Annotated in this window: 19 protein-coding genes; 11 read left to right on the forward strand and 8 right to left on the reverse strand. The window is 47.2% G+C overall.

Annotation, left to right across the window (positions count from 1 at the left end):
• Nucleotides 1–213 precede the first annotated feature (213 nt).
• The 4 genes from ACI955_RS01225 to ACI955_RS01240 all read right to left on the reverse strand — a co-directional run bounded on the left by ACI955_RS01225 (nt 214) and on the right by ACI955_RS01240 (nt 5,779).
• Complete coding sequence (locus ACI955_RS01225) at nt 214–396, reverse strand: hypothetical protein (RefSeq protein WP_415241913.1); 183 nt, start codon at nt 394–396, stop codon at nt 214–216.
• A 44-nt stretch (nt 397–440) separates the two neighbouring features.
• Nucleotides 441–3,053 (reverse strand): flavin-containing monooxygenase, encoded by a 2,613-nt coding sequence (locus ACI955_RS01230; protein ID WP_415241914.1) that lies wholly within the window; start codon nt 3,051–3,053, stop codon nt 441–443.
• A 121-nt stretch (nt 3,054–3,174) separates the two neighbouring features.
• Complete coding sequence (locus tag ACI955_RS01235) at nt 3,175–3,750, reverse strand: HD domain-containing protein (protein WP_415241915.1); 576 nt, start codon at nt 3,748–3,750, stop codon at nt 3,175–3,177.
• Between the two features lie 586 nt (nt 3,751–4,336).
• Entirely contained in the window at nt 4,337–5,779 is a 1,443-nt protein-coding gene (locus ACI955_RS01240) for an NADP-dependent isocitrate dehydrogenase (RefSeq protein WP_415241916.1), read from the reverse strand.
• A gap of 198 nt (nt 5,780–5,977) precedes the next feature.
• On the opposite strand from ACI955_RS01240, the gene ACI955_RS01245 reads away from it, so the two are divergent.
• The 3 genes from ACI955_RS01245 (at nt 5,978) to ACI955_RS01255 (ending at nt 7,937) form a co-directional block, all read left to right on the forward strand.
• Nucleotides 5,978–6,904 (forward strand): LysR family transcriptional regulator, encoded by a 927-nt coding sequence (locus ACI955_RS01245; RefSeq protein ID WP_415241917.1) that lies wholly within the window; start codon nt 5,978–5,980, stop codon nt 6,902–6,904.
• 227 nt (nt 6,905–7,131) lie between these two features.
• Nucleotides 7,132–7,302, forward strand: a complete 171-nt coding sequence (locus ACI955_RS01250) for a hypothetical protein (protein WP_415241918.1) — start codon at nt 7,132–7,134, stop codon at nt 7,300–7,302.
• Nucleotides 7,303–7,307: 5 nt separating this feature from the next.
• Entirely contained in the window at nt 7,308–7,937 is a 630-nt protein-coding gene (locus ACI955_RS01255) for a class I SAM-dependent methyltransferase (protein WP_415241919.1), read from the forward strand.
• 138 nt (nt 7,938–8,075) lie between these two features.
• On the opposite strand, the gene hflX is transcribed toward ACI955_RS01255, so the two are convergent.
• Together hflX and ACI955_RS01265 are read right to left on the reverse strand one after the other, a co-directional pair.
• Nucleotides 8,076–9,380, reverse strand: coding sequence for a GTPase HflX (gene hflX, locus ACI955_RS01260; RefSeq protein WP_415241920.1), 1,305 nt, complete (start codon nt 9,378–9,380; stop codon nt 8,076–8,078).
• Between the two features lie 586 nt (nt 9,381–9,966).
• Nucleotides 9,967–11,658, reverse strand: a complete 1,692-nt coding sequence (locus ACI955_RS01265; RefSeq protein WP_415241921.1) for an AMP-binding protein — start codon at nt 11,656–11,658, stop codon at nt 9,967–9,969.
• Between the two features lie 374 nt (nt 11,659–12,032).
• Here ACI955_RS01265 and ACI955_RS01270 point away from each other — a divergent pair, with 374 nt between their 5' ends.
• On the forward strand, nt 12,033–12,494 hold the full coding sequence (locus ACI955_RS01270) for an IS6 family transposase (RefSeq protein WP_415242064.1): 462 nt from the start codon (nt 12,033–12,035) through the stop codon (nt 12,492–12,494).
• Between the two features lie 288 nt (nt 12,495–12,782).
• Here ACI955_RS01270 and ACI955_RS01275 read toward each other — a convergent pair whose 3' ends face one another.
• The gene (locus ACI955_RS01275; protein WP_415241922.1) at nt 12,783–15,248 is read right to left on the reverse strand and encodes a TonB-dependent receptor; all 2,466 of its coding nucleotides are present in this window, start codon (nt 15,246–15,248) and stop codon (nt 12,783–12,785) included.
• Between the two features lie 664 nt (nt 15,249–15,912).
• Here ACI955_RS01275 and ACI955_RS01280 point away from each other — a divergent pair.
• From ACI955_RS01280 to ACI955_RS01310, 7 genes are all read left to right on the forward strand, one after another.
• Entirely contained in the window at nt 15,913–16,425 is a 513-nt protein-coding gene (locus ACI955_RS01280; protein WP_415241923.1) for a hypothetical protein, read from the forward strand.
• 122 nt (nt 16,426–16,547) lie between these two features.
• Entirely contained in the window at nt 16,548–17,738 is a 1,191-nt protein-coding gene (locus tag ACI955_RS01285; protein ID WP_415241924.1) for a hypothetical protein, read from the forward strand.
• Nucleotides 17,739–17,844: 106 nt separating this feature from the next.
• Nucleotides 17,845–18,414, forward strand: coding sequence for a hypothetical protein (locus ACI955_RS01290; RefSeq protein WP_415241925.1), 570 nt, complete (start codon nt 17,845–17,847; stop codon nt 18,412–18,414).
• Between the two features lie 610 nt (nt 18,415–19,024).
• On the forward strand, nt 19,025–21,484 hold the full coding sequence (locus ACI955_RS01295) for a TonB-dependent receptor (protein WP_415241926.1): 2,460 nt from the start codon (nt 19,025–19,027) through the stop codon (nt 21,482–21,484).
• Nucleotides 21,485–21,652: 168 nt separating this feature from the next.
• Entirely contained in the window at nt 21,653–23,716 is a 2,064-nt protein-coding gene (locus ACI955_RS01300) for a lipoxygenase family protein (protein ID WP_415241927.1), read from the forward strand.
• 15 nt (nt 23,717–23,731) lie between these two features.
• The gene (locus ACI955_RS01305) at nt 23,732–24,055 is read left to right on the forward strand and encodes a hypothetical protein (protein ID WP_415241928.1); all 324 of its coding nucleotides are present in this window, start codon (nt 23,732–23,734) and stop codon (nt 24,053–24,055) included.
• Nucleotides 24,056–24,077: 22 nt separating this feature from the next.
• The gene (locus tag ACI955_RS01310) at nt 24,078–24,704 is read left to right on the forward strand and encodes a thrombospondin type 3 repeat-containing protein (RefSeq protein WP_415241929.1); all 627 of its coding nucleotides are present in this window, start codon (nt 24,078–24,080) and stop codon (nt 24,702–24,704) included.
• Nucleotides 24,705–24,850: 146 nt separating this feature from the next.
• On the opposite strand, the gene ACI955_RS01315 is transcribed toward ACI955_RS01310, so the two are convergent.
• Nucleotides 24,851–25,852: a helix-turn-helix domain-containing protein gene (locus ACI955_RS01315; RefSeq protein WP_415241930.1), complete on the reverse strand. Its 1,002-nt coding sequence runs from the start codon at nt 25,850–25,852 to the stop codon at nt 24,851–24,853.
• Nucleotides 25,853–26,409: the final 557 nt, after the last annotated feature.

Here is a 26,409-nt window from a genome sequence, read left to right on the forward strand (position 1 = left end):
TGCAGACCTGAGGAATTGGGTATTTGGGCGTGCAGTACCTTTTGATACCTTTTCTCCAGTTGAAATAACCAGTGCCACTATTGTATCTATGGCAGCCATTATTGCCTGCCTGCAAATTGCGCCGTTAGCTCGCTGTAAACTGCGATCTTGAGGAAGCAGGCCTGATGCGCTGTTTTCGCCGAGAGTTAGCTCTGTCAGTCCCATGGCTTTTACTCATGGCGAAAATGCAGTTTCGTCAGCCTCAGCAAGGCTTATAGTCGTGGCAGGGTTAAGGCCGTATTCTTCTTCCATGTATTTGATCTCCGTAACGATGAACATACAAGGTAGCAAGTTGTGACGGCGCTTAAATAGCTGAATAATAGTTAAAAAGCGGAGGTTTTTAACTCCTGCGCTCATTTTTTACACTAGGTCTCTCCGGAGCCGTTCTAGTGCCAGTCTTATTAATGACCGACTGCTGCGCTAGAAAATTTGCGCAGTGCGTCGGCCATCGCCGCTCTGGCATACTCTGAGGTCACCATGGCATCGACAGCTGGAATGGCAGTGTGGATCTGGCCGGGACACTGCAGGTGCTGTACCTGAACGCCGGCGGCGGCCAGAGCCTCGGCGTATGCGTCGCCTTCATCACGCAGTGGGTCGAACTCGCAAGTGATTACCAGCGCCGGTGGCAGGCCCGACAGCGTGTCGGCAAGCAGTGGAGATACCTTTGGGTTGAGACGGTCAGCCGGGTTGCAGTACTGGTCACAGAACCAGCTCATCAGAGGTGTAGTCAGGACATAGCCCTCGGCGTTGTCGATGTACGACTGGCGGACGGTACTCACGTCGGTGACCGGGTTTAAGAGTACCTGACCGCTAATTGTAGGCGTCCCAGCCAACTTCGCTTGCTGCGTGGTCACCGCCGCGATATTCGCGCCAGCGCTCCATCCGGCGACGGCGAGTTGGCCGGGCCTACCTCCGAGTTCCTCGGCGTGGTCGCTAATCCAGTTTGCCGCGGCAAGGCCGTCATCGGCTGCGGCCGGGAAGCGCGCTTCAGGGGCGTGGCGGTAGTTCACCGATATAATGATCGACTCGGATTCGACACACAGGTAGCGGCACAGCGGGTCGTCTGAGGTGGCGCTGCCCACTACCCAGCCGCCACCGTGGTAATAGACGACCATTGGGTGCGGTCCGGCAGTTGCCGGTCTATATAGGCGGTAGTCTAGCGATGTGCCGTCAGCACCCGGCAGTGTGCCGTCGATGATCTCACCCACCTCTGGACCCGGTGGCATATTGGCTCCAGAGGCAGCCATAAATGCTCGGGCACCCTCGACGCCCATGGTCTCTAGAGGCGGGAGCGCCATCTCGGCCATGATTGATAGCATCTCTTGCACGTCAGGCTTCAAGGGCCGGATGACACCATCGTTGTTTTGCGTTCCATTAGCACCGGTGAGCGTAAACCCCAAGTAGCCTTGTACCACCATCTCATCACAAATCTTGCGGTATTCACCGACGCCGCCGGGGTAGGGTAGGAAGACCTGCGGTTTACCTGGCACGTTGGCGCCCATATACCAGGAGTTCGCGGTGGGTAGCAGGGTAAGATCAGCGATCTCGTTGCTGTGCTGTACCCACCGTCTTTGTGCTAGCTCCGTCGGCTCGATAGTGTCGATGCCGCTGGTGCGAAGGTGCTTGATCGTGTCAGTGATCAGATCGACGTGCTGCTCGATCGATACCATCATATTAGACAGCACCGACGGGCTGCCCGGACCGGTGATCATAAAGAGATTGGGGAAGCCGACGGTCATTAGCCCGAGGTAGGTCTGCGGGCCATGCGCCCAGGCGTCGCGAAGCGATTCATCGTTACGACCGGTGATATCGACACCGACGATTGCGCCGGTCATCGCATCGAAACCGGTGGCGAAGACAATGGCATCGAAGTCTATCGACTCGGTCTTTTCCTTGGCGCTAATTGCTGAGTCCACAATGTTGATGCCGGACTCGGTTATGGTCTCGATGGCTTGCTTTTGCAAATCCACGAGGCGAACCTGCGGTAAGTTGTAGGTGGCGTAGTAGCCAGAGTCCAGGCAGGGGCGCTTGGTGGCAAAGTAATGATTGGTGGGGCACAGCAGATCTGCGACGTCCGGGTCTTTTACGATCTCTCGGATCTTATTGTGTATAAAGCAGCGTATCGTATCGTTCGATTCGGCGCTGATTCTCAAGTCGTTATAAGGCTCTAGTAGGTGGGCGAGCTCACCGCGTCGCCAGACCTCTTCGTAGGTCGCCTCACGCTCTTGCGGTGATACCTCAAGGGCGCTGACATCAGCCGGAGTGGTTGGCACCCCTATGCCGGAGTGACGGGCTTCCTCGCGGTAGGCCGCAGGATCTTGGCGATACGCGACGAGTCGCTCGTCGGCTATAGGGCCGTTGTGCGCAGGGACCGAAAAGTTGGGCGTCCGCTGGAATACCGTGAGCTGATCGGCCTGTGACGCGATAAGCGGAATTGATTGAATACCGGATGAACCGGTGCCAATCACGGCGACGCGCTTGCCGCTAAAGTCGACGCCGTCGTGGGGCCAGCTATTGGTGAAGTAGACCTCGCCTTTGAAGCGGTCAGTGCCCTCAATATCGGGAACCTTAGGCATCGACAGGCAGCCGGTCGCCATTACGTAGAACTGCGCGGTGACATCATCGCCGCTGTCAGTATGAATGCGCCAGCGTTTGGCGTCGTTATTCCACTGCGCCGAGGTGACCTTGGTGTTGAAGCGAATGTCGCGGCGGAGGTCGTGTTTGTCGGCGACGAATTGTGCGTAACGGAGAATCTCCGGCTGGGTCGCATAGCGTTCTGACCAGATCCAATCTTTCTCAAGTTCGGGGTCCCAGCTGTAGGAGTAGTCTACCGTGAGGATGTCGCATCGAGCGCCGGGGTACCGATTCCAGTACCAAGTGCCGCCAACGTCATCAGCGGTCTCGAGCACCACCGCAGATAGGCCGGCGCGTCGCATTTGCACTAATTGATACATGCCGGCAAATCCGGCGCCGACGATAACTACGTCAACATCAATGGTATTGTTATCGCTCATGTCATTTTCTCTTTAATTTTTGCTAAATAATTAGGGGCATAAAATCTATCTTTAGCCACCTGGTAGCCCGCGAAGTTATTTTAAATACTGTGCTTACTAAGGTAGTGTTGCTCTGATTTTTTTATTCAAAACCAAAAGCTTTTTTGTACATGCTGTTCTTTGGTTCACAGAATACTCTTCTTATCATGGGTTCAAATGACGCCAGGGGGATTTTAGGGGCCTTATTGTCAAAGGCCGGATTATCATACATTTCAATAAATTTGGCGGTGCGGTCAAAGTGTTCACTGCCTTTGTATTGATCGCGCATATTGCGATCCATACCTAACAGGTGAAAGAAATTATAGCCTTGAAATATAGCGTGATGCTTTATCATCCAGTGATTCGCTTCACTTACAAAAGGCTGTAAAATCGCCGCCGACACATCCGCGTGATTGGCGCTGCCTAGTGTGTCCCCGATATCGTGCAGCAAGGCGCAAACAATATATTCCTCGTCCTCTCCTGCTTCTGCTGCCAGTTTCGCAGTTTGTAAGCAGTGCTCTAATCGATCTATCGGGAAGCCGCCGTAGTCGCCCCTCAATAGTTCTAAGTGAGTTAAAATGCGGTCGGGTAATTTTGAGACATAAGTTAGCTGTTCGTTCATGATCAGCTTCCAGTCGTCGGCTGAACTTTCTGATATTCTTGAAAATGATGTCTTCATTACAATGCTCGTTATTTGGTTATTTGAATTAACGTAAGATTAGTTGTATCGGGCGATGATAATGCTCGGTTACTAATAAGTTCATTTTTAATTAAATATTTTTTATATTATTCTTTGACTAATAATGTTGTATTCTGCGCGGGCTCATATGTCGCAGACATAGATTTCTATCGGGTGAAATAGTTTAAAGCCAGAAAATAAATACTTATTTTTCTGTTTTTAAATGCTTGGATTTCACACCCTCGGCTGATTTTATAGCTCTTTATGAGTGTGATCTCACGTCATATTGATAGTGTGTGTGGAAAGCCTGTAATAACAACTTGTAAGCCTACTTTAAGCATTTTTATTTGAAATACACGTTACTTCCATAGACTGCGTAAAGCAACATATTTACTTTGTGGTCTAGGTGTCTTATCTAGGCGTCTGGGCTGGGTTTGAAGTGAGCTTAAAAAAGTAGGTGTAATTATTGAGGCTAGTGATGTTGAGGCTCTCAAATTCCGCACATTTAGTGACTTGAGAGCCCTTAGATTTCTTAAGGTGAGGCTTTTATAAGAATATTTCTTGTTGAAATGGTCTGCTGAGCAACTTAACCATGCACCGCCGCATACCCTGGTTGGCCATTAAAATTATAGAGATTTTCGGTTTTAACGACGTCAAATCCCGCTTCGTGAAGTCGCGATTGGACATCAAGGATCTCATCAAAGCTCAATTGCATGGTGGGGGACATAAAGCGGCAGCGCCAATGGTCCACACAATAGGTTTCAGGGAAGCCATCTGGCCATACCTTTACGCCCCGATTAGTAATTAACTTTAACTCCAGCTCCGACGTGCCGTACGTCACGAGTTTATCGCCGAGCGTCTTAGGTATCCCGTCCTGCCACTGCAGAAAGATATCAATCCCAACCAACTCTTTTTTACAGGGCTTTTTATATCCAACTACCGGTAATTTAAGAGGTTTGCTGCCCTCATATGAAGGGGCTTTAAGTTGCTTTGGTGATTGACCTAAATTGGCAATGACGGCATTGGCAAACTCGGCGGTGCCCAATAGCACTTTGCTCCTACCTTCCTCATAAATATCGGCGGTATGAAAGCCCTGCTCAAGTGTGGCTAACCAAGCGTGGTGAATTTTTTCAGCAATATCATTTTGGCCAATATGCACCAGCATTTGAATGGCGCCGTGCAATAAGGCCGACGGGTTGGCGATATTTTTTCCGGAAATATCGGGCGCTGAGCCATGAATTGCCTCAAACATGGCACATTGGTCGCCGATGTTTGCTGAACCAGCCATGCCGACGGACCCTGCAATTTGAGCGGCGATATCAGAAATGATGTCCCCATAGAGATTTGGCATAACGAGAACATCGAAATTTTCCGGCGTATCGGCGATTCTGGCCGCGCCAATGTCGACAATCATACTGTCATGCTGAATGTCGGGGTATTCTGTGGCGATATCATTAAAGATTTGATGAAACAGGCCGTCGGTCAGCTTCATGATATTGTCCTTAACAAAGCAGGTTACTCGCTTACGGTTTTGTTGCTTTGCGTATTCGAACGCATAGCGGACAATGCGCTCACAACCAGGTCGCGTAATGAGCTTTAGGCACTGATAAACGTCCTCAGTCTGTCTATGTTCAATACCTGCATACAAATCTTCTTCGTTTTCTCGAACTATCACCAGATCCATAATCGGGTGCTTGGTTTTTACAAAGGGTGCGTAGGAAATACATGGGCGAATATTAGCGTATAGACCCAGCGCTTTACGCATGCTGACGTTTAGGCTTTTATAGCCGCCACCTTGCGGGGTGGTGATGGGCGCTTTCAGGAAAACCTTAGTTCTCCTCAACGACTCCCATGAGCTCGCCTGAATGCCGTTAGTTTGGCCGATCAAATAGACTTTTTCACCGATTTCTATAGCTTCAGGTGCGATTTTCGCCCCGGCGGCGTCTAAGATCTTCAGCGTTGCTTCCATAATCTCAGGGCCAATACCGTCACCGTAGGCGACTGTGATAGGAACAATAGGGTGCGTCATAAAAACTCCATCATTAAATTAGGTAGCAAGAGCATGTAGTCATCTAATGCGGCCTTGCGCACTGAGCCAAGGTCCTTAAGGCGAGTCTAGCGATGGGCTAGAAATTAAGGGCTTAGTTAAGTCAGATAAGATTGTAATGATATATCCCATAGTTAATAATAGATTAAATTAGTTTTATGCATAGGTTTTAATAGATGTATGACTTGGACCCGTCGTTTACATACTAGGCAAACTACCTTTCGCCAGCTTGAGATCTTTATGGCGGTGGCCGAATACTCCAGTGTTACCTTGGCGGCGCAAGCATTGCATCTCGCCCAGCCAACCGTGTCGACGCAAATCTCAAAGTTAGCTCAGGCTTTGGATTGTCAATTATTCGAACTGGTCTCCAAAAAGCTCTATTTAACCGATACCGGTCGTGAGGTACTTGACGCAACACGCTCTATGTTTGATGTTATGGATAACTTGGAGATGGCTCTGGCAGCAAGGGACGGCTTATCTGTAGGGCGTTTAAAAATTAGCGTTGTGACGACGGCTAAGTATCTGATTCCGAATTTACTTGGGGAGTTTTGCCAGGCATATCCTAATATTGAGCCTGAATTTCAAGTAGGTAATCGCGCCGAAATCATTCAGCGCTTAAAGCAGAACCTAGATGACTTGTATGTATTTAGTAACCCACCGAGAGAGCTAGATATCACCACTGATTTCATAACCAAGAACCCTTTGGTGGTAATAGCAAAGCAAGATCACCGCCTAAAAGATAAAAAATCTATCTTATGGAGTGAGCTCCATGGTGAGCGTTTACTGATGCGCGAAAAAGGCTCTGGTACTCGATACGCTATTGAAGCTTTTTTCAGACAAAACGGGATGGAAATGCAAAGCCCAATTACCATTGCTAGCAACGAAGCGATAAAAGAATCGGTGATGGCGGGTTTGGGCATCTCCATTATTAGTCAGCATGCCCTGAGTCATATGGCCCTGGGTAATCTTATCGAGCTACCAGTAAAAGACTTCCCAATACCCAATAGCTGGTACTGGGTGTTACCAAAAGGAAAGCATGTTTCAAATGCAGCGATGGCTTTTCGCGAACATGTGACAAAAGGTCTGTCTTCAAAAATAGCCAAATGATGGCTTGGTGCAAAACCTAAGCTTTGCCTATTTTGCCAGCTCATTGATATCTTGTGAGCTGCTGGCCAATAGCCCTGAGACAAGTAGGGCTTTTTTACTTTAGCTTACTAAATACTTAAATAGTTGTGCTTGGCGCTATTTACCGTGAGAGGGCCTTGTTGTGAAGCCGCCGCTGAGCCCCCACAATAGCGGCTTTAATATACCCACTTCGTTTTACAGGAATTTTTATGTCATCTACTACCGTCAATTTTGAGTTTGAAAAAGAAACCAAAAACAGCGTGCGTTATAAAGAAGTTTCAGTTGATGGCCAAGCACCGATAGTCGGCTCGCTATATGTGCAAAAATGGTATGCTGGTTCCACTAAGAATCTCTCAATCACCATTGAAAAGAAAGATTAATTCTAATGCAAAATCAACTGTCTGCTGAGCAGCTCGGGCATATCGAAAAAGCTACTGTGGGCCATTACGATGACAAGGCCCAATCGTTTTGGGAGGGCACCAAAGATTACAATGTGTCGCAAAATTATGCTGCGCTATTATCCCAGTTTACACCGGATGACCTTCTGGATATTTTAGACTTTGGCTGCGGTCCCGGCCGTGATGTTGGCTACTTTAAATCCTTAGGTCACCGTCCCGTGGGTTTAGATGGCAGCGCACAATTCTGTGCCATGGCCAGGCAGTTCAGTGGTTGTGAAATTCTCTGTCAGGACTTCCTATCCCTAGATTTACCGCCATTAGCTTTTGACGCCATATTTGCCAATGCATCGCTGTTCCATATACCCAGTCAGGAACTGCCTCGTGTCCTCGCTGAACTACATGCGAGCTTGAGAGCGGATGGTTTTTTGTTTAGCTCTAATCCGCGGGGCAGTTATGAAGGCTGGTCTGGCGAGCGATATGGTCACTTTATGGAGCTTGATGTGGCGAGTAGGTATTTGCAGGATGCTGGTTTTGAGCTGCTGTCTCATTACTACCGGCCCAAAGGGCTGCCTAGAGAGCAGCAACCTTGGCTAGCGATAGTGTCTAAAAAGTGTTGAGTGAGGTCTACATTTTCTAACGGTGCTTAACCTGTAAGTGGAAAGATATATTGCGATAAAATAGCTAGCCAAATACCACTAAAAGCCCCAACTCACATTGATTTGAGGCATGGCTCTAGTCTCAGTAGCGCAACATCATTAGGCGTTTGCTGCAAGCTCAGATAGCCTTGCAACCACATCAGGTGCAGCGCGGAAGCGGAAAAAAGCACCATCGCTGTCGGCGCGCTCTTCAAGTACTTCGCAAGACGCAAAAATCTCGCCGCGTAATTCCTGCGCCGACCAGGGTAAAAAGATTTCCGATTCAATTAGCTGTTGTTGGAAAACATGCACAACCGCCTGATGCAGCGCTGTTATATCGTCCTTGCGGTGTGCGCTAAGAACAATGCAGCCGGGATACTTGGCTTGCAGCTCTTCACTACGCTGTGTTTGTGCTGCTTCATCTTCTAGGTAGTCAATTTTATTAAACACCCGAATACGAGGCACAACATCGGCGCCAATCTCGGCCAATACTTTATCGGTCACTTCAATTTGCATCTCAAAGCCGGGGTCGCCCGCATCAATAATATGCAGCAGCAGTGATGCGTTAAGAGCTTCGTCCAAAGTTGACTTGAACGAGGCAACCAAGCCGTGGGGTAAGTTCTTGATAAAACCAACGGTGTCGCTCACCAATACCCGCGGCACACTTTCTGGGTGCAAGGTACGGACCTTGGTGTCCAGGGTGGCAAACAATTGGTTGGCCACTAACTCGTCACTGCCGGTCAATGCGCGCATCAAGGTAGATTTGCCGGCGTTGGTATAACCGACCAGCGCCACCTGCTCTAGCCCTGATTGTTCTTGACGCCGAGACCGCTGGGTATCGCGTCTGGCTTCCATAGCATCAATCTCTTTTTGGAGCTCGGCAATCCGATCGCGAACCTTACGACTATCCATTTGGCTGCGCGACTGCCCGGTGCCGCGGCCGCCGGTGCCGCTGCGCTGCCTGCCTAGCGGGCCGGCGCGCTTGGCCGCCTCTCGCAGGCGCGGCGCCATATAGGTTAAGCGTGCAATCTCTACCTGCACCCGCGCGGCGTGCGAGCGGGCATTGCGATGGAAAATCTCGAGAATGACCACCGTGCGATCCATCACCTCACAACCAATCTCATTTTCTAGATTGAGTGCCTGCGACGGCGAGATTTCATGGTCGACAAGCACAAACTCAACCTCATCAGCTTGCTGGTCTTCAAGGAATTGGCGTATTTCCTCACGCTTACCCACTCCCATGTAAGCTGTGGAGTCGAAGGACGAACGCTTTTGGGTAAACTTACCCACCACCTGCAGTCCTAAGGTCTTTGCCAGATCACCCAGTTCAGTCAATGAGGACTCAAATTCTATGTCGCTAACATTGTCTAATTGCACGGCGATGATCAGCGCGCGTGGCAGGCTTGGTTTTTCGGCATTTAACATTAGCTTACTTCTCGTGGAGTTGGGGCGCGGACCTTAAAAATAGCGTCGCAAGCGGTGGAGTGTACACACAAGCGTGGCCGAGTTCTTGAGTATAGGCGGACACGCGCGTTTGCGCCCAAGCCATAACATGCTTAGTCGCCCTGGTAATGGCAGCGTTAGATTGCTAACTGCTGTTTAAGGCTAAATCCGCCGCACTTGGCAATGGTTAGTCTTGAGTGTTTATTCCGAGCCTCGGGGCTTATTAGTAGCGTAGTTTTTAGCACTGCAATCGCCGACATCTTCCATGTCTGACGTAGTTGGGCGACCCGAAATAGCGACAACCGATGTGTGAACGTTTCACTGTGCAGCCCCAGCGAGAGACTCGAATGGAGTTGCCGTGAAGATATTGTTATCAGGCTTATCAGTAATGCGCACTTGAAAGGGTTTATTCAAACGGGCATAGCCGATCTAAGGCGTCAGTTCAGGCTAAAATGACGGCGAGAGCGCCTTGCAACATGTAAGTTTAATGATTTGGGTTGAAAAGGCTGCCTATATGGTTTTTCCATATAAGAAGCCTTTATTTGCGCAGTTTTCGGTGCTAGTAAAATTAGCTTTCCCAGATAACCTTTTTCTTGGCGCTGTACCACGCGTCGACCTCTGGTGCGTAATTGTCTTCAATAACATTACGCTTGATCTTCATGGTTGGGGTCAGGAAGCCGTTTTCTATAGCCCAGGTATCCTTGACGATAACAAGAAATTTCACATGTTCATGTGGATCGAGTGTGGTATTCACCTCTTCAATTAACTTGGTAAATCCCTCGGTCAGGGCTGCTTCATCAAGATTGCCTTTTGCGCGGGCGGCAAGATCGTCATCAGAGAGCAGTACTAGGCCATAGGGTTGAGTTTGGTTGGCACCGGTTATACAGACCGCTTCTATACTGCGGTGGACGCAAAGCTTGTTCTCAATTGGCACAGGAGCAACGTATTTGCCTTTACTAGTTTTGAACAGTTCTTTTATACGACCAGTAATTTTCAGGCGACCGTCTTCATCAAGCTCGCCCATATCGCCAGTTTTCAGGAAGCCATCTTCTGTAAGGTCTTCGGCGGTTTTTTCAGGATTCTTATAGTAGCCAATCATGTTGCCGGGGCTCTTTATCAGAATCTCGCTGTTATCTGCGATCTTGGTGATTACGCCTTCTTGCGAATGACCTACATAACCGACACGACTGCGGCCAGGTAAAGAGCAATGTGAATAGGCGAAATTCTCGGTCATGCCATAGCCCTCGAGAAGTTCAAGGCCAAGGCTGCGATACCAGGCGACGACGCTTGACGGAAGAGGTGCTGAGCCTGTTGAAGCAATCTTTACATTCTCAAGCCCAAGTTGGATAAGAATCTTTTTCTTGATGATGCCGCGAATAATGGGCAGTTTCATGAGACGGTTAAACTTTTTCTCACCTATTTTACCCATAACACCCAGCTGGAATTTTACCCAAAGGCGAGGAACGGAATGGAAGAAGGTGGGACGTGCTCGGCGCAGGTCGGCCGGAAAGGTGTTCAGCTCTTCTGCGAAGAAAACATGTGCGCCATAACGGAGCGAATTGGCTTCAATGCCCATGCGCTCATACACATGCGCAAGTGGCAAGTAAGAGATCATTCGAGAATCAGGGCTCACGTCAGTAATATTGGCAAGGAAGCTGGCTGACGCAGCAATGGCGCCAAAACTGATCATCACCCCTTTTGGGCGGCCGGTACTGCCTGAGGTGTAGACAATAGTCGCCATCTCGTCCTGCCCGCGCGCTGGGCTTTCGGTCATGGGCTCAACACTCTGGATGACGTCATACCATTTCTGGCAATCTGCTGGCAGGTCGCCCTGAGCCGGCGAAAGCGGGAAATTGATCTTAGGTATGTCGGCTGAAATACCGGCCTTCATCATGTCCCAGTCATCCAGCTTGCCGATAAACAGCAGCTTAGCGTCACTATGATCGAGTATGTATTTTACCGTTTCGGAATTCAATGTGGGGTAGAGCGGGACGCTGACATGCCCTGCGAGCCAGATCGCCAGATCAGTAATAATCCAGTGCGCGCAATTTTTGGATATCAGAGCAATATTGCTACCGGCGGGATAGTTGAGCGATTTGAGATAAGTCGCCATGCGCCGTGCTTCGGTATCAACTTCTGCCCAAGTGTAGTCAGTGGTCTGTCCGCCACTATGGGGTTGGGTCAGATATACCTTATTAGGTAGAGTTTTTTCCCAATGATATAGACCGTCAAGGCCGGTGGATGTGTTAGTAAGCGTCATGCTTTCTCCCTACCTTCTGCGTAGCAGATCCTGTTTAAGTGATATCTATATACTGAATAAATAGAGTCGACAGATACAATTATTGTTTGCACACTTTATCAGACTGTTCTTTGATGCGGTATTCACAATATGGCTATCAAAACTCTTGCTTGCACCGGGGATTGGGTATTACCAAGTTAATTCACAGTTTCTGCTAATGTAGGGGTATGAATATATACAAGCGCCACCGATTTCCCCGCGATATAGAGGATTTACTGGCCGAGCGCGGGATCATTGTTAGTCGTGAGGCTATCAGGCTCTGGGGCATCAAATTCGGCGCTATTTACACACGCCGATTATGACGGAATCACCGGGGGTACGGTGATACGTTCTACATTGACGAAGTTTTTATATCGATCAATGTAAAACGGCATTACCTTTGGCAAGCCGTGGATCAAGACGGCGAAGTTGTCGATGTCTACCTTCAGGTAAAAAGGGATGGGGCGGCAACTAAGCGCTTTTTTCGCCGATTATTGAATCGCCACGGCGACGGGCCGCGGAAGATTCTGACAGACAAATTGCGGAGCTACGGTGTTGCTCATCGGGAATTGATACCGGAGGCGCTGCACAGCACCAAAGTATATGAGAATAACCGCGCCGAGCAATCGCACGAATCGACTAGGATGAGGGAGTGGGGTATGCGGAAATTCAAGTCGGCTTGGCAGGCTCAACAATTTTTGACGGCTCATGCGGCGATTTCAAATGTATTCAATGTTGGTCGTCATTTGATTCGTGCTGAAACGTTTGGTCATCTTAGGGAAGGTGCGTTTGCAGAATGGAAAAGGGCGGTTGCTTGAGTTGGCACGATGTCATTCATTGCAACTCAGAAAGTTAACTTGTCAGTACCTTCAGCAATATTCGCGTCAGCCTTTTCGATGTGCTCTGGCAACCTTGCTGGCAAACTAGCGATTTTTTTATTGAGACAGCTTGCTAAGTAAATATCAAAAAAGGCCTCTCAGGATTTCACCGAGAGACCTTTTTGAAAAATGTTGGGAGAGCTGCGGAGCGACTCGGCTAATACTAAGCTTACTTGACCACTACAACCGCGATAACCAGCGAATGTAGTATTTGCCGTAACTATCGCCTTAACTACCCCAGTTATAAATTAGGTCTAAACCATAGCTGCGGGGTTCGCCAAACATCACCGACCGATCGGCTTGAGGAAGATTATGGATATTATTAACACTGTATTCTTCGTTCAGCACATTCTTACTCCAAACAGCAATATTCAACCGTCCATCAAAGGCTTCAACCTCATAAGCGCCCAAGCGAGCATTCAACACGGCAAAAGAATGCATTTTATCTTGTTGGTAAGTTGAGGCGGTAGCAAGTCCACCGCCATTGCGCTCATCAGTAAAGGAGTAGGTGGCATTAAAGGCCCAGCGTCCATAGTTTACGCTATCAAAAAGCGTCCAATCCAAGGCAGCGGTATAGGCGTGCTTAGGCGCAGAATCAAACACAAAATTGTCTTCTACTTCTCCCGACAATGGGTTGCGGCTGGGGTTGATTTCTGCATCGAGAAAAGCGTAATTCAATACTAGCAATAGGCCTTCACTCACCAGCCAAGTGCTATCCATCTCAAAACCCTGCAACACTGAGGAACCAGCATTGGCAACCGTGGTGTCACTTACCGCGCCTGGCACAACAAAATTGAGCTGTTGATTTTCAAATTCTTGGCGGAAGATATCGGCATTAAATTGGAAGCGATTCTGAAAAAACCGCGACTTCAAACCCAGTTCATGAGCTGTGACTTTTTCTTCATTAAAGCCATTGCGAAAGCGTTCAGCACCAGCGGCCGTAATTTCTTCACGAATATTAAAACCACCACTTTTATAAGCTTCAGACATTTTGTAGTAAGCATTAACATCATCACTGATTTCAAATTCACTGATAAAAGTGAATGAATCATCGCTGAAATCTTTATCCCCAGTTTCATCATAAAAGGCTTCTGGGAGCTGCGTGGCCGAATCAAGGTCATCACGATCAAGGTTATCACCATCACCGGGAGTCACAATGAAGGAGATCTGACGTCGTGCAGAACGCGCTTTGCGATTGTCTTCTGAGTGACGAGCACCCAATGTGAATCTCAAACGGTCATCAAGAACCGGTGGCCGCCAGGTCATTTGCGCGAAAATCGCTGCCGCGGAGTTTTCAATAGCGTATTTAGCCTGGGTCATCACCTCAATACGCCTTGTGGTATTGTCCCGAGTGGCTGTGCTGCCCAAAGGTGCGGACAATAAATGGCCAACCTTGTCCGCACCGAAAGTGGCCGTCTCATTAAAGTAATATAAGCCGGTTATGTAGCTAACACTGCTGTCAAACATATCTCCAGATAACTGCAGCTCATGTGAGTACTGGTCTTGCAAAATATCGGGAATAAATCCGTCGTGCATCACACTACGACCCACACATAGCGGTGTGCATGGCGCAGCGCCGCCAGGGACAACAGCCACAGGAAAACCAAAGAGAGGTTCATTATCCAAACGATAACCATCGGTTTTCGCCCCAGTACTTAGGTTGGTCGGTGTACTGTCCAGCAAGTCACGCATCGCAAAAATGTACTTCACTGCAGTGACTTCATCCAGCAGCCAGTCAACACTCAACTGGTGGCCTTCAATCACATTTCGAGCTTCGGGGATTTCCACCGCAGAGAAAATCTCATCAGGCAGACTTTCAGAAGGGTTATAATCAAAAAACTGTTGTGCGCCATTATTAATGAGGTTGTTAAATGCAACACCGGAACTCGTGCCACTCAAAGGCGACTTGGGTCTGGCCTGAGAATACGTCATATTGGTGTTATTGACTTCGGCCTTGTCATAGGCGTAATCCACATGCACCGTAGCCGTCACATCCCAGGCAAAATCGACGCGATAACCTTCGGTTTCATTATCTCCAAAATCACCGCCCAAGCCAGAATTCTTGATATAGCCGTCAACACTCTTGCGGAAGTAGGAAATTTTGCCGGCCGCACCGTCCCACAGTGGCGTATTAAACATGGTCTTGCTGGTAAAAAGATTACGATCACCAAAGGTCAGCGACTGACGAAACTCTCTTTCATCTACATTCGGGCGACGAGTTATCAGGTTGACAGCACCACCGGTGGAATTACGCCCATATAAGGTCCCCTGCGGGCCGCGCAAGACTTCAATACGCTGCAAATCAGCAAGATCGGTGGCCAGTGCGGAAGATCGAGCAATATAACCGCCATCAAGATAAACCCCAACTGGCGCATCCTGGGTTATTTGCGGGTCAATCAAACCAATACCGCGAATATAAATACGCAAAGTCGTGGTGTTAATAGGAAAAGGTTGAATGGTCATCGCCGGTACGTTGTTAGCCAGATCACCAACATTGCCTATACCCTCTCGCTGGAGCGCATCTTCATTAAAGGCATCAAGCGCGATGGGAGTGTCTTGCAAAGTGGATTGTTTCTTTTGGGCGGTAACCACCACTTCTTCGAGGGCGATTGGCTTTTTTTCAGCCAATACTGCCGGCACCATGCAACTCATAATGATTGCAGACAATAGCTGTGTGCATCTTAGCTTCTTCATATTTTGACTACCCGTGCAGAGCTTTAATTATAATTTTCAACAGTCTGGAGGTGTCAAATTGTAGGTTTGAGGCTGCGTAGTCAATACGTCATTTGGTGTCTAACAAACTCTGGGAAGTCCAGTCTTATTATAATTGGAACGCTAAGCGTTACTGCTATGAATCCAATAAGCGCTTTGAATCTAAGTGACTTGATATTCTGAGCGTTACCGGCAGGGTGCTCTGCTTTGACCGGAATACTTAGTCACGGGAGGCGGTGTCAGCGGCTAGTGGATGCAATTGGATATGTTTTAAACCGTCCGCTTTCTACCAGTTTAGGAGGCGGCCCCTAGATACTGGGTGTGTTTGGCTCTAGCGTCACATTAGCGGTCAGTCGCTGTTTCCGCGTCGTCGAGACAATTGAACAAGAGAGCACTTCCCATTAACACATTGGGGAATCACTTAACCCATTGAAATTTATAAAAAATGCGATATGATCAAGGGAAAGGAATATTTGGCAGAAATAAAGGGAATTAGTCTTCGTTTGACTGGCACTCGCTAATAGCTAGGCCGCTATCTCATTGAATTTCCAAAAAATTTTTCAATCAACGTAAAAGCCAGTTCCGTGATAAGGGGGCCAAAGTGATATATGGCCTGAGTCGTTATAATAAACTGTTAGAGGGCAGAATGAACTTTGACTTTGACCGAATGGATCGCATCGAAAAAGACTTCGCTGGCCTTTTCATTACGCTGTCCATGACACAGAAAAAAATCAGAGAGTTGCTAGCAGAATACTCTGATGGGAAGGTGTTGAAAGGAGATGAGCTGGTAGGATGGCTTGGCGAGATTTATACAAAAATAGCACTAGATGGATTCATGGTAGATGATAGCTTCGAGCATGATGTCGAGACTTCAAGCGGCTTAACTGTCTCAGTAAAAACCCGTCGAGGAATCAATAGTGGCTGGACTAGAAGCAGTGCAATACCAAAAATTGAAGGCGAAGGCGTACCAAGCCATCTAATGTTCGTTCACCTAAACCATGAATATGTCGTGAACTCGATGTGGCTCTACCCTTGGCATGAGCTGCTATCAGCTGAAAGGTTCAGGAAGCACAACGTGAGGGGGAATTTCAGGTCTTACTATATGTCCGTAAACCCCACAAAAGATGCAAAGTATAAAGTTTATGCCGCAGCCCTCTAACAATTGCTTGCAGCGGGACAATTTTTTCCACTACGGCCTTCGGCACTCCGTTCCAAAAATCGCCCCTGAAGCAAGGCGTTATATTTTTTTCGCGGAACATCAGACTGTAAATTGGAAGTAACATGGCTAGAAATGAAACGATTATTAGTGTGTTTGTTGCATCTCCTGGAGATGTTATTGACGAACGAAAGGCTTTAGAATCGATCATCTCGGAATTGAATCGAACTTGGAGTCGAACACTTAATTTACGATTAGAACTCATCAAATGGGAGACAGATATACATCCTAGTTTTGGCGCATATCCCCAAGATGTGATCAATAAGCAATTAAATGATGAGTATGATGTTTTTATTGCATTATTTTGGAGTAAAGTCGGCTCACCAACTGAGATCGCTGAATCTGGAACTATCGAAGAGTTCGATAGAGCTTACCAAAAGTACCAAAACGATCCAAAATCCGTAGATATTATGGTCTATTTCAAAGACCAAGCAATTCCCCCTTCTAAAATGGATTTCGTACAGTTACAAAAACTGCAATCTTTGAAAGAGAAGTTAGGTGATAAAGGTGGTTTATACTGGCCGTTCGACAATACTGAAGATTTTGAAACACTGATCAGAGGTCACCTAAGTCGAGTCGCACAATCTTGGGCTCAAAAGTTAATTTCTACAGAAAAAGTAATAATAGAATCGGTAAATGATAATCAAATATTTGATAATGTAATCGATGCAAGTGATGATGATTATGGGCTGTTTGACTATATTGATATTTACGAAGACCGAATGTCAGATATGACTTCTGCACTAGAATTGATATCTGATGCAACAGTCAAAATTGGAACTCAATTTACGCGCCGTACAGCCGACATAGCGGAACTGACATCTGCGAGTGCTGATGGGTCTTATGATCAGAAGAAAACTCGAAAATTCATAAAGCTAACAAGCGAAGACCTCACAAGATACTCTGAAATTCTTAACTCTCAAGTAAGCATTGCAACTTCATCAAGAACAGAAGCTTTTGATGCGCTTAGTAAGGGGATTTCGATTTCAATTGAGTTATCTGCAGAAGAAGAAGGTCTTGAAGAGCTAAAGCAAAGCCTGAGTGATATGCAGCTATCCGCAAATATTGCAAGAGACGGTTTATCCTCATTTAGAGAAAGTGTAGCCGATTTGCCTAGACTAACTATTCAAATTAACAAAGCCAAACGGGTGGTCATCCGCTCACTTGACAGTGTATTAGACGAGATTAGAAAGACTATTCAGTCTGCTGGTTATGTGCTTGAAACGATTAAGAAAATCGAAGATGAAAAAATATAACAAGCTGTTCAAGAGGGCTAAAAAACAGTTTGCTGTTTCGTTCCTCAACATTTCAGCAAACAATTTTTTGCCCCTTAACAGGGCGTTATAAGTCTAGGAGAGTAATGTGCGAGTAGCCTTTTTCGTTGCGACTGTTCTGATCCTTCAAGGATGCACTGTTGCATATTACAAAACTGATGATCAGTTATCCTCCGCAAGTGTAAGCAAGGTAAGCGGAAACTGTAATATCGACTATTACCTAGAAATAAGTGCTGAGCAGCGTCAACGTACCACTGGAACAAATGAAAGAGCAGAGTGGGCTAAAAATGCACGGGCGAAATATATTTCCAGTACCGAAAGTGTTCTCGATTTTGCAGGGTGTTCTGCAAATCAAACCGCATTGAAAGAGAATGCAAATTTCATCATCAAGGTTAAGATCTCCCCCTTTAACAGTGCGCTAGGCCAAGAGTGGCTAACTGGGCTGTCATTTGGTTTAATTCCAAGCTGGGGCACACGACCAAATGAGTACACTTACACATTTAGTAATATCTCGAATGGTGCTATTCACGAATATTCAATTGATAACGTGTCATTTAATCATCTTGTGTTGTTTCCAGTATTTTGGGTTACATTTCTAACCCTTGATGAGAGTAAGGAATTTGAAGGCGCACTGGAGAACTTCATTGAAAACTCATAACAAAACAAGCAAGCGGACAGTAAACTGCCGCTTCTTTTGGCGTTAAGGTCGTAGATAAGCATACGACTTTCATCAAAATACGTAATTTTGACCGTCCGCTTATTACTGTGGGTTCAAATCATCAACAATCTAACAATCCCTAGGAAGTCCAGGGCATGAATATTTTTAATTATCTAAATATCAATTTGCGGATTAGAAATGAGATCAATTCCTATAGTGATAACAACACATTGGCGCAAATTGCCTATGTAAGTGGCGGGTCGAACTATAGGTTTATAGCTCTTTAAAATCAATAATAGGTGAGTGGCGATACTGCATTGCAGCTGCGAATGATATTCAAATTTACTAATAACGATAAAAATCAGGACGCGATGTCTATGACTGTTCAATATGTTGACATGAGTAATTTTCTAGAGGTTTCTCAAGCCATACTGCCAAAGGGAGAAGTCGCTAAACGAGTAGCGATCACCAGCGTTCACCGAGGTCTGTACCTCTCAGCTTAGCCCTAATTTTCTCGAAAATATCACCTTGCCACTGGTTAAAAGTCCGCGGCTCTATCGCTGAACTATTTATTCCCGATGCACTCAATTGCCATACTATGGAGACTACTATGCCATTCAGAATAAAGCCTACAACACCTATTTCATGGCTCTCGCGCTCGCTTGCTACCGCAATAGGTGGGGCGCTGATACTAAACAGTACAAGCGCGTATACGGCACCCGCGCTCGAAGAAGTATTGGTAACTGCTCAAAAACGGAGTCAAAGTACCCAAGATATTCCCGTCGCTGTTACCGGCCTTGGAGGCGATACATTAGAAAAACTTGGTTTTGACAATGCAACTGATATCGGTGCACAAGTACCAAACATGCAAGTCAGTGGCGCCTATGGGGAAGTACAGCCAATTTTTTCTATTCGCGGCGTCAGCATGTCGGACTACAGTTCCAATCAAGCGAGTCCTATCGGGGTATACGTAGATGAATCCTACCTAGGCCCCACCTACAGTCACGGCTCCAGTTTTTTTGACATTGAACGGCTCGAAGTACTACGTGGCCCTCAGGGTACGCTTTATGGCAAAAACACTACTGGCGGCGCTATCAACATAATTACGCGAACGCCAGGGTTTGAGGAAAAGGGTCGGCAGTATCTTAAGGTCGGGGGGGGTAATTTCGGTGCCACTTCGGTGGAGGGCGCGGTGGAATCGGAGCTCATTAGTAATGTGCTGTCCGCAAGAATTTCTGGCAGCATGAAGAAAAATGACGGCTGGATGGAAATTGAAGGAAAGGAAAGCAATGGTGCCGAAGCAGATTTTAGAGGTGCTCGCCTAGCGTTAAATTGGCGTATTAATGAACGCTGGGGCGCCGTACTTAAATTGACATCCTCGACGAATGACGGCAGTAGTACCCCGCCCAAAAGTGAAGCGCGGACAGACCTACGTGGCACAGGTTTAGAAGGCGACTCTAATGGGTTTATCGACTATGTGGGCTATTTCAGACCTGACCATCTCGATTTCCATCAAGTTGAATCCGATGCGTCCGGCAAGCTAGTCACCCACGTCGATTTAACAGTGCTTTCTGTCAATTACAGTGCGGATAATTACACCCTGACATCGGTGACATCCCATCTTGGGGCGGACTATTATCAAGCGCAGGATACCGATGGCGGTCCCAAAGGTCTACTCGAGATTCTCTGGTCTTCAGAATCAAAGAGTTACAGTCAAGATCTACGTTTTACGTCCAATTTCGACGGTATGTTCAATTTCATCGGTGGGCTTTACTACGGCTATGAAGAGTTGTCGATGAACAACACCTATTTGATATTTAAAGATTTACCCGACCCCCGAGTCGTGGTCGCCAAACCAGACACCATCAGCGATGCGCCATTCCTGATTGATGTCGGTCAAGTTGTGCAGCGCTTGGCAACAGAAAAAGAGAGCGTTGCTGCCTACAGCCAAATGCGTTTTGATCTGACGGCAACATTCGGCATTGATATCGGCCTGCGCTACACACGTGACAGTAATGCTTTGACCTACCTAAATCTGTCTCGCTATACCGACGACGGAGAACCCGTTGGAAGCTGGGTGCCAGGCAATTCCACCGGCATCGATAATGCGTGGTTTCGGGCGCCACTGAGCCCTACCGCATTATCAGACTTGCTGGCCAACCCCTCGGCGCTCAGTGCGTTTACTAATGGCGGCTTTACTCATGGCGCGTTCACGCAAAATTCCGCACCAGAGCTAGAGGTTGTCGAGAACGAATGGACAGGAAAAATTGGCCTCGATTATCGTTTTAACGACGATTGGATGGTCTATGCCAGCGTCAGTAGAGGCTATCGTGCCGGTAGCTACAACGGCGGGGTCTACTATGTGGAACGGCCGGTTGAAACCGCCTATGCAGCCCCGGAATACATCGATGCCACTGAGGTTGGCGTTAAAGCAGATCTATTAGATAACAGCCTGCGATTAAATATGGCAGTATTTTCCTATGATTATACCGATCAACAATTTATTAACGTGGTCGGTATCTCGAACTTTCTAGAGAATGCCGGCGCATCAAGCATACAGGGCGCCGAAGCTGAACTCTGGGCAAGACTGACCGAGCGCCTAACAATTCAAGCTACCGCGGGCTATCTCGACACCGAATATTCGGAATTAAACTTGGCTAACACCCAAACGATAGGCGAACCCAGCGACCGTGTTGACCTGTCGGGCAACGAGCTAATATCTGCCCCCAAGCTAAATTTAAGCTTTTCGATAGATTACGACGTATTAATCACCGAATACGGTTACCTCAGTGTTAATGCCAACGCTAGCTTCCAAGACGACCAGTGGTTCAGCGCATACAACGACCAGTACGGTTACGGTGAAATCAGACAGGATGCATATTGGCTCTACAACGGCCGCCTCGCTTGGTACGCCAACGACGGCAGTTACCAGATTAGCGTGTGGGGCAAAAACCTGCTGAACGAGGAATACCACGTGTATGCACTTAACCTACAAGCCAGCTTTGGCTACGACGAATACATCGCTGCGGAACCGCGTAGCTTCGGCCTAGAGGTTAGTGTCAGTTTTTAATTGCCTGGAGTACATCGTGGTGCGCCAGCTTAAGTTGGCGCAGAAGGCCTAGTGTTTTGGCACCTCCAGCCCTCGCAAATTACCGACCTAAGAGCCAATATTACAAACAGGAAAAATGGCGCGATAACAAAAGCCCCTATCTCTACAAAATAATAAGGAGTACCGCTAGTGTCTCATGTAGAAAACGAAGGAATAACTCCCGTTCCCCTTGGTGTCGGTGCGATTTACGATCGAGCCGGTGGTGCCGAGATAGGTACCGGTTATGGTCATGATGAGCAGCCCGTTTATCCATTTCCAAAAATCCATCAACGAGCCAATGTTAAGCAGCAGCTGTTGCGTGACGAAGAGCTAGCCGCCGCCAAAGCCGACAACTGGTATAACTACGATTTAATCCCGGGTGCCGTTGTGCACGGCAATCGCGGTGCAAGTCAGGTCAACCAAAATTCAGTGTGGACATTACGCGGTAGCGAAGGTAATCGGCAGAAGTTCGCTCAAGAAGATCAGTTCGACAGTGACGACTCCGACCCAGGTGAAGACGGCATTGACATCTACGAACCACTTTTTTATTACTTCGACCGCAACTGGCTACTCTGGACAGAAAATACAGAGGTACTCAATAATATTACTAGGTTACTGTCAGTGGTCACTGAAAACCTCACTGACGGCGATGGCCCGTTCTTTTTCCGAGTCAATCTTCTCGACCCAATTTTAACTTTGGCACCAGCGACCAAGGCGCAAGCTGTCGACACCCTAGACTTCTATCCGCCACTGCCTGAGCGTTACCCAAGACAACCTTTTGACAGTGATTTCCGTGACGACGATGTAATTGCTTGGACCCAAGTCGCACACTCATCGCCGTTTACACGTCTTGTGCTATATACCCAACACCAGATTAACTTCAAGGTGAACAACGATATATTCCGCCGAACTAACGACTTTAGATTCGATGATATAGATCAAGCGATGGCAGAAGGCCGCACATTTATTGTTGATTATAAGGAATACCAGCAGTTCAACATCCGTCCTCCGGCAGAGAACTCCGCGGGAGGACGGTTTTACACCCCGATTGCCTTGTTTGCTGTGCCAAAGAAGGGTGGCCCACTTAAACTTATTGCCATACAAAGTACTCAACACACAGCCGAAACGGCCGATGAGAGAACCGCTTGGGAAACATCGAATAAGCAAAACCCAGAGCGCCCGCTCTCAGATATTATGACGCCAAGCGATGACTACTGGTCGTGGCAAATGGCCAAGTCACTGTTCATGAGTATGTACGCAATGAGCAGCGTAGTTGACCATCTTTCTATGCATGTATATGTCGCCCCCATCGCCATCAGTTTTTATCGCAACATCTCCAGACAACACCCGCTCCGGGCTTTACTGGAGCCGCATCTGATGACGCTCATCGCCAACAACCATACTGGCATATTCTGGGACACTGGCACGCAAGAAGCCGACACCTATGGTCGCAGCGATCAAGGTTTGCTCACTGGTATGATGGATAAGGTCTCTGGCTGGACTGGAAAAACTTTCCTCGACGCAGTGGTCGACAGATCAGCGTTCTACCACTTTGTTGAACAAAGTACACCGCTGGATCGTAGCGGCCAGAATATCTTTAGCGCTATTACAGACTTTCCACTGCATGACGATGACGACCTACTCCCCATAATTGAAAGATGGGTAGGCAACTACTTAGGTGAATATTACCGCTCCGACGACGACGTGCGCGGTGATCATGAATTGCAATATTTTGCTAGTGAAACGGCTGTCGCAGGACGGGTAAATGGATTCCCCGTAGCGATTAATTCCTTCAAGGAGCTAGTCGACATGGCAGCACGTATCATTTACTGGATGTCAGCCAATCACGCTTTGGAAGCAACCCTTGGATGCAATAAAATGGTACCGATCAGTTATTGGTCAGACAGCGTGCCGCGAAATGATGAAACCAAGTCGGAACAAGACTGGCTCAATATTAATCCACCGATAAATGTCGGTCTGGCCGTATTTTGCGCATCCCGGTTTTTTGTTGATTTACCCCACGATTGGTATCGATCATTAGGCCGGTTTCCAGACGGCCATTTTATACATGACCAACGCATCTACCCGCATTTGAAAAAATTTCAGCAAGAGCTATTTTCTTTTGACATGCATTTACAGGAAAGAAATTTAGGACGTCGGTGGGGTTACGGTATGAGGCTGCCATCAACGCTTACTTGTAGTCCATGGAATTAGTATCAGGAGAACAGAATGAATAATAAAATGATCAGTCGTAGACGGTTTATTGTGGGCTCAACTGGTGCAGCGAGTCTGATGCTAATCCCCACTATTTCCTTTTTAAAAGGAAATAGTGGGGATACCTCCGGCGCATATGCGCAAAGAGTTTATATCGAAACAGTGCTCTTAAAGCACACTAAAAAATCAAAGAAATTACATCAAAAACACGTTCAAGTTTTTGCTAAGCGATTTACTGATCAGTATGGCGAAGTGGATTACAAAACCATGTACAGCGGCCTTGCCGGCGAATATCGGCTCACCCGACTTTTCGTCAGAAGCGCCCATTTATCGGTCTAATTAAGCTGAGCAGGAGTTATAAATGAAATATCTAATTACACCATTTTTAGTCACTACAGTACTTGCCATGCTTTCTGCATGTGGTGGAGATGGAGGAAGCGGGGATAAAGCATCGTCTAACAATCAGCAACTGCGAAAAAGCAACTCTGACAGTGCTGATGGAATTAGTGGCGATGTTGCTAACGTTAACCATCACTACAATGGCGACATGCGCTACACCGCCGCGGGAACGGAAATGCGACGTAATTTGAAAGTTGTTAGTAGGGATAGTGACGACAGCTATTGGGAAATACGATCTCTTACTCCCCAAACAGGCAGCTATAGCTGCAATAATGGCGAGCTTGAACTCATCCTGCAACGTGATGGTGAAACTCCCCTACGCAGTGAAAATTGTGAATTAACCGTGAGCCAAGCAAACGATGAGTATATCAAAGGTTATTTTCAGGCAAATCTAATAGGATTTGGCAAACAAGCAGGGAACCCCGCAGAAGGTGTGTTTAATATCGAATTGGCTAGAGTGATCCCTGATCTCGACAAAGACGGTCTATCCGATGCGGATGACAACTGCCCCTTTGACTCAAATATAGATCAGTCCGACCAAAACGGGAACGCCATTGGCGATGTCTGTGAAACAGAAAGTAACGGTTAAATCCAGTTGATATTAGCCTTCGAGATAGCTACCTCGGAGGCATTAACTAATCCCATTAATGCTGTAAAAGCACACTATTTACGCAGCTAGAAGCAACATATTATCACCAAACTTTTTAAGAAGTGACAACGATTTTAGCCGTCATATTATTTATCAAAAAGACGGCTGTACTGACCCGGAGTAACACCTTCCCAGCGCTTGAAAGCGCGATTAAAACTGGCCAAGTCAGTATAACCAAGTGTGTCGGCTATTTCGGTGGGAGAAAGTCCTAATTCAAGATATTTTTTCGCCATATCTTTGCGCAGCGATAGCAATAGATCACTAAAGGATGAGTTACTATTAGATAAACGACGTTGCAAAGTGCGGGGGCTGATATGCAACGCGTCGGATACCGAATTAATATTGGGAACACGGCTGATCATTTGTTTCATCATGACGGTTCTTATCTCATCTATAGGTTGTGATTTTTTCCCCGTTCGCAGGCGTCGATCAAGCAACAACTGAAGTTCCTTCTTAAGTTGTTCATTATGGGTCAATACCGGCTGACAAGCCTCATCATGCGCCACCGTAAGCCGAGTGACCGCCGCCGCCCACTTCACCTTTACGCCAAAAGCCTCGTCCCAGGGCTCTGTATAAGGTGGCTTTATCCGAGTAAGCTCAACTGCGGCCAAACGCAAATGACTATCAAGATACTGGGACACCAACACAACCGTCGACAGGGCAAGAAAATCTAAGCGTTCCCAGACTAGCGATACGCTAGCGTTGTAGTTTAGTGACAGCTGAATTCCGGCGTGAGTCTCCGTTACATCGATTTCCATAACATTGCTGAACAACGCTGAGTAATTATCTAGCTGTTTGAGTAATTCCCCGACATTTTCGGTTGCTGTCAAAAAGACCCCAATATCCTGAAAATCAACTAAACGGATTCGTTGGGCAACATCAATACCAATCTCCAGTCCACGAAATCCATAGCCCAGCTCCCACAACGTGGTTACTTGCGCTAGGCTGAGCATCGCCTGCGGAGCGGTTAAGCGCCCAACATCGAGACCGATTTTTTCAGAAATATCAAACGAAGTGAGCCCTTCTTCTTTAAGAATGGCAACTAGACTGCGATAAACTGACGCAATAACCCTAAGGTCTTGAGGCATGACTTCCCCGAACCATTCTTATTCCTTCGGTGATTTAGCTCCCGCTATCACTAGGCATCTCGATTGCGAACAGATTGCGAAAGCAGCACTCGATCACTCACATAATTCATTATTTAGGCGGGTTCAACTATTTATAGGAGTTAACAGAATCAAAACCATCGTGCTCATGGGCAAGTATTCGGCGGCCCATTACAAGATTTATCTTATATATATCAAGTTAAATGTAAAAATTGGAAACTAAAATACTTTTATTAACAATCAAATAGTTATATCACAATTGTGTCTGGTAACGGTAATTATAGCTTTGGAGCTCCCTGTGTAATCTAGGCAACCCAGCGCTATTCTGTTTGAGGTTTTCACACAGTATAGTGGTGTAGTGAATTTGGCCACCGGACTAGAGGTGATATGATCGCCCTTATAACAACCTACGACCTTCACCGGAGTACGTGTTTTTGACCGTCCGCTTTTTACCAGAAGGCGACGGCTACCTCGTTTCTCGCATGCGATATCTCCGGATTTCTGGGGAGCTATGGACAAGCCCCGCAATACTTTTTGGC

This window comes from Zhongshania sp. (assembly GCF_047636175.1).
Lineage (GTDB): Bacteria > Pseudomonadota > Gammaproteobacteria > Pseudomonadales > Spongiibacteraceae > Spongiibacter.

Excerpts from the sequence above, each read along its gene's own strand:
- ACI955_RS01225 (WP_415241913.1), bottom strand. The coding sequence starts at position 396 with ATGAGCGCAGGAGTTAAAAACCTCCGCTTTTTAACTATTATTCAGCTA.
- ACI955_RS01230 (WP_415241914.1), bottom strand. The coding sequence starts at position 3,053 with ATGAGCGATAACAATACCATTGATGTTGACGTAGTTATCGTCGGCGCC.
- ACI955_RS01235 (WP_415241915.1), bottom strand. The coding sequence starts at position 3,750 with ATGAAGACATCATTTTCAAGAATATCAGAAAGTTCAGCCGACGACTGG.
- ACI955_RS01240 (WP_415241916.1), bottom strand. The coding sequence starts at position 5,779 with ATGACGCACCCTATTGTTCCTATCACAGTCGCCTACGGTGACGGTATT.
- ACI955_RS01245 (WP_415241917.1), top strand. The coding sequence starts at position 5,978 with ATGACTTGGACCCGTCGTTTACATACTAGGCAAACTACCTTTCGCCAG.
- ACI955_RS01250 (WP_415241918.1), top strand. The coding sequence starts at position 7,132 with ATGTCATCTACTACCGTCAATTTTGAGTTTGAAAAAGAAACCAAAAAC.
- ACI955_RS01255 (WP_415241919.1), top strand. The coding sequence starts at position 7,308 with ATGCAAAATCAACTGTCTGCTGAGCAGCTCGGGCATATCGAAAAAGCT.
- hflX (WP_415241920.1), bottom strand. The coding sequence starts at position 9,380 with ATGTTAAATGCCGAAAAACCAAGCCTGCCACGCGCGCTGATCATCGCC.
- ACI955_RS01265 (WP_415241921.1), bottom strand. The coding sequence starts at position 11,658 with ATGACGCTTACTAACACATCCACCGGCCTTGACGGTCTATATCATTGG.
- ACI955_RS01275 (WP_415241922.1), bottom strand. The coding sequence starts at position 15,248 with ATGAAGAAGCTAAGATGCACACAGCTATTGTCTGCAATCATTATGAGT.
- ACI955_RS01280 (WP_415241923.1), top strand. The coding sequence starts at position 15,913 with ATGAACTTTGACTTTGACCGAATGGATCGCATCGAAAAAGACTTCGCT.
- ACI955_RS01285 (WP_415241924.1), top strand. The coding sequence starts at position 16,548 with ATGGCTAGAAATGAAACGATTATTAGTGTGTTTGTTGCATCTCCTGGA.
- ACI955_RS01295 (WP_415241926.1), top strand. The coding sequence starts at position 19,025 with ATGCCATTCAGAATAAAGCCTACAACACCTATTTCATGGCTCTCGCGC.
- ACI955_RS01305 (WP_415241928.1), top strand. The coding sequence starts at position 23,732 with ATGAATAATAAAATGATCAGTCGTAGACGGTTTATTGTGGGCTCAACT.
- ACI955_RS01310 (WP_415241929.1), top strand. The coding sequence starts at position 24,078 with ATGAAATATCTAATTACACCATTTTTAGTCACTACAGTACTTGCCATG.
- ACI955_RS01315 (WP_415241930.1), bottom strand. The coding sequence starts at position 25,852 with ATGCCTCAAGACCTTAGGGTTATTGCGTCAGTTTATCGCAGTCTAGTT.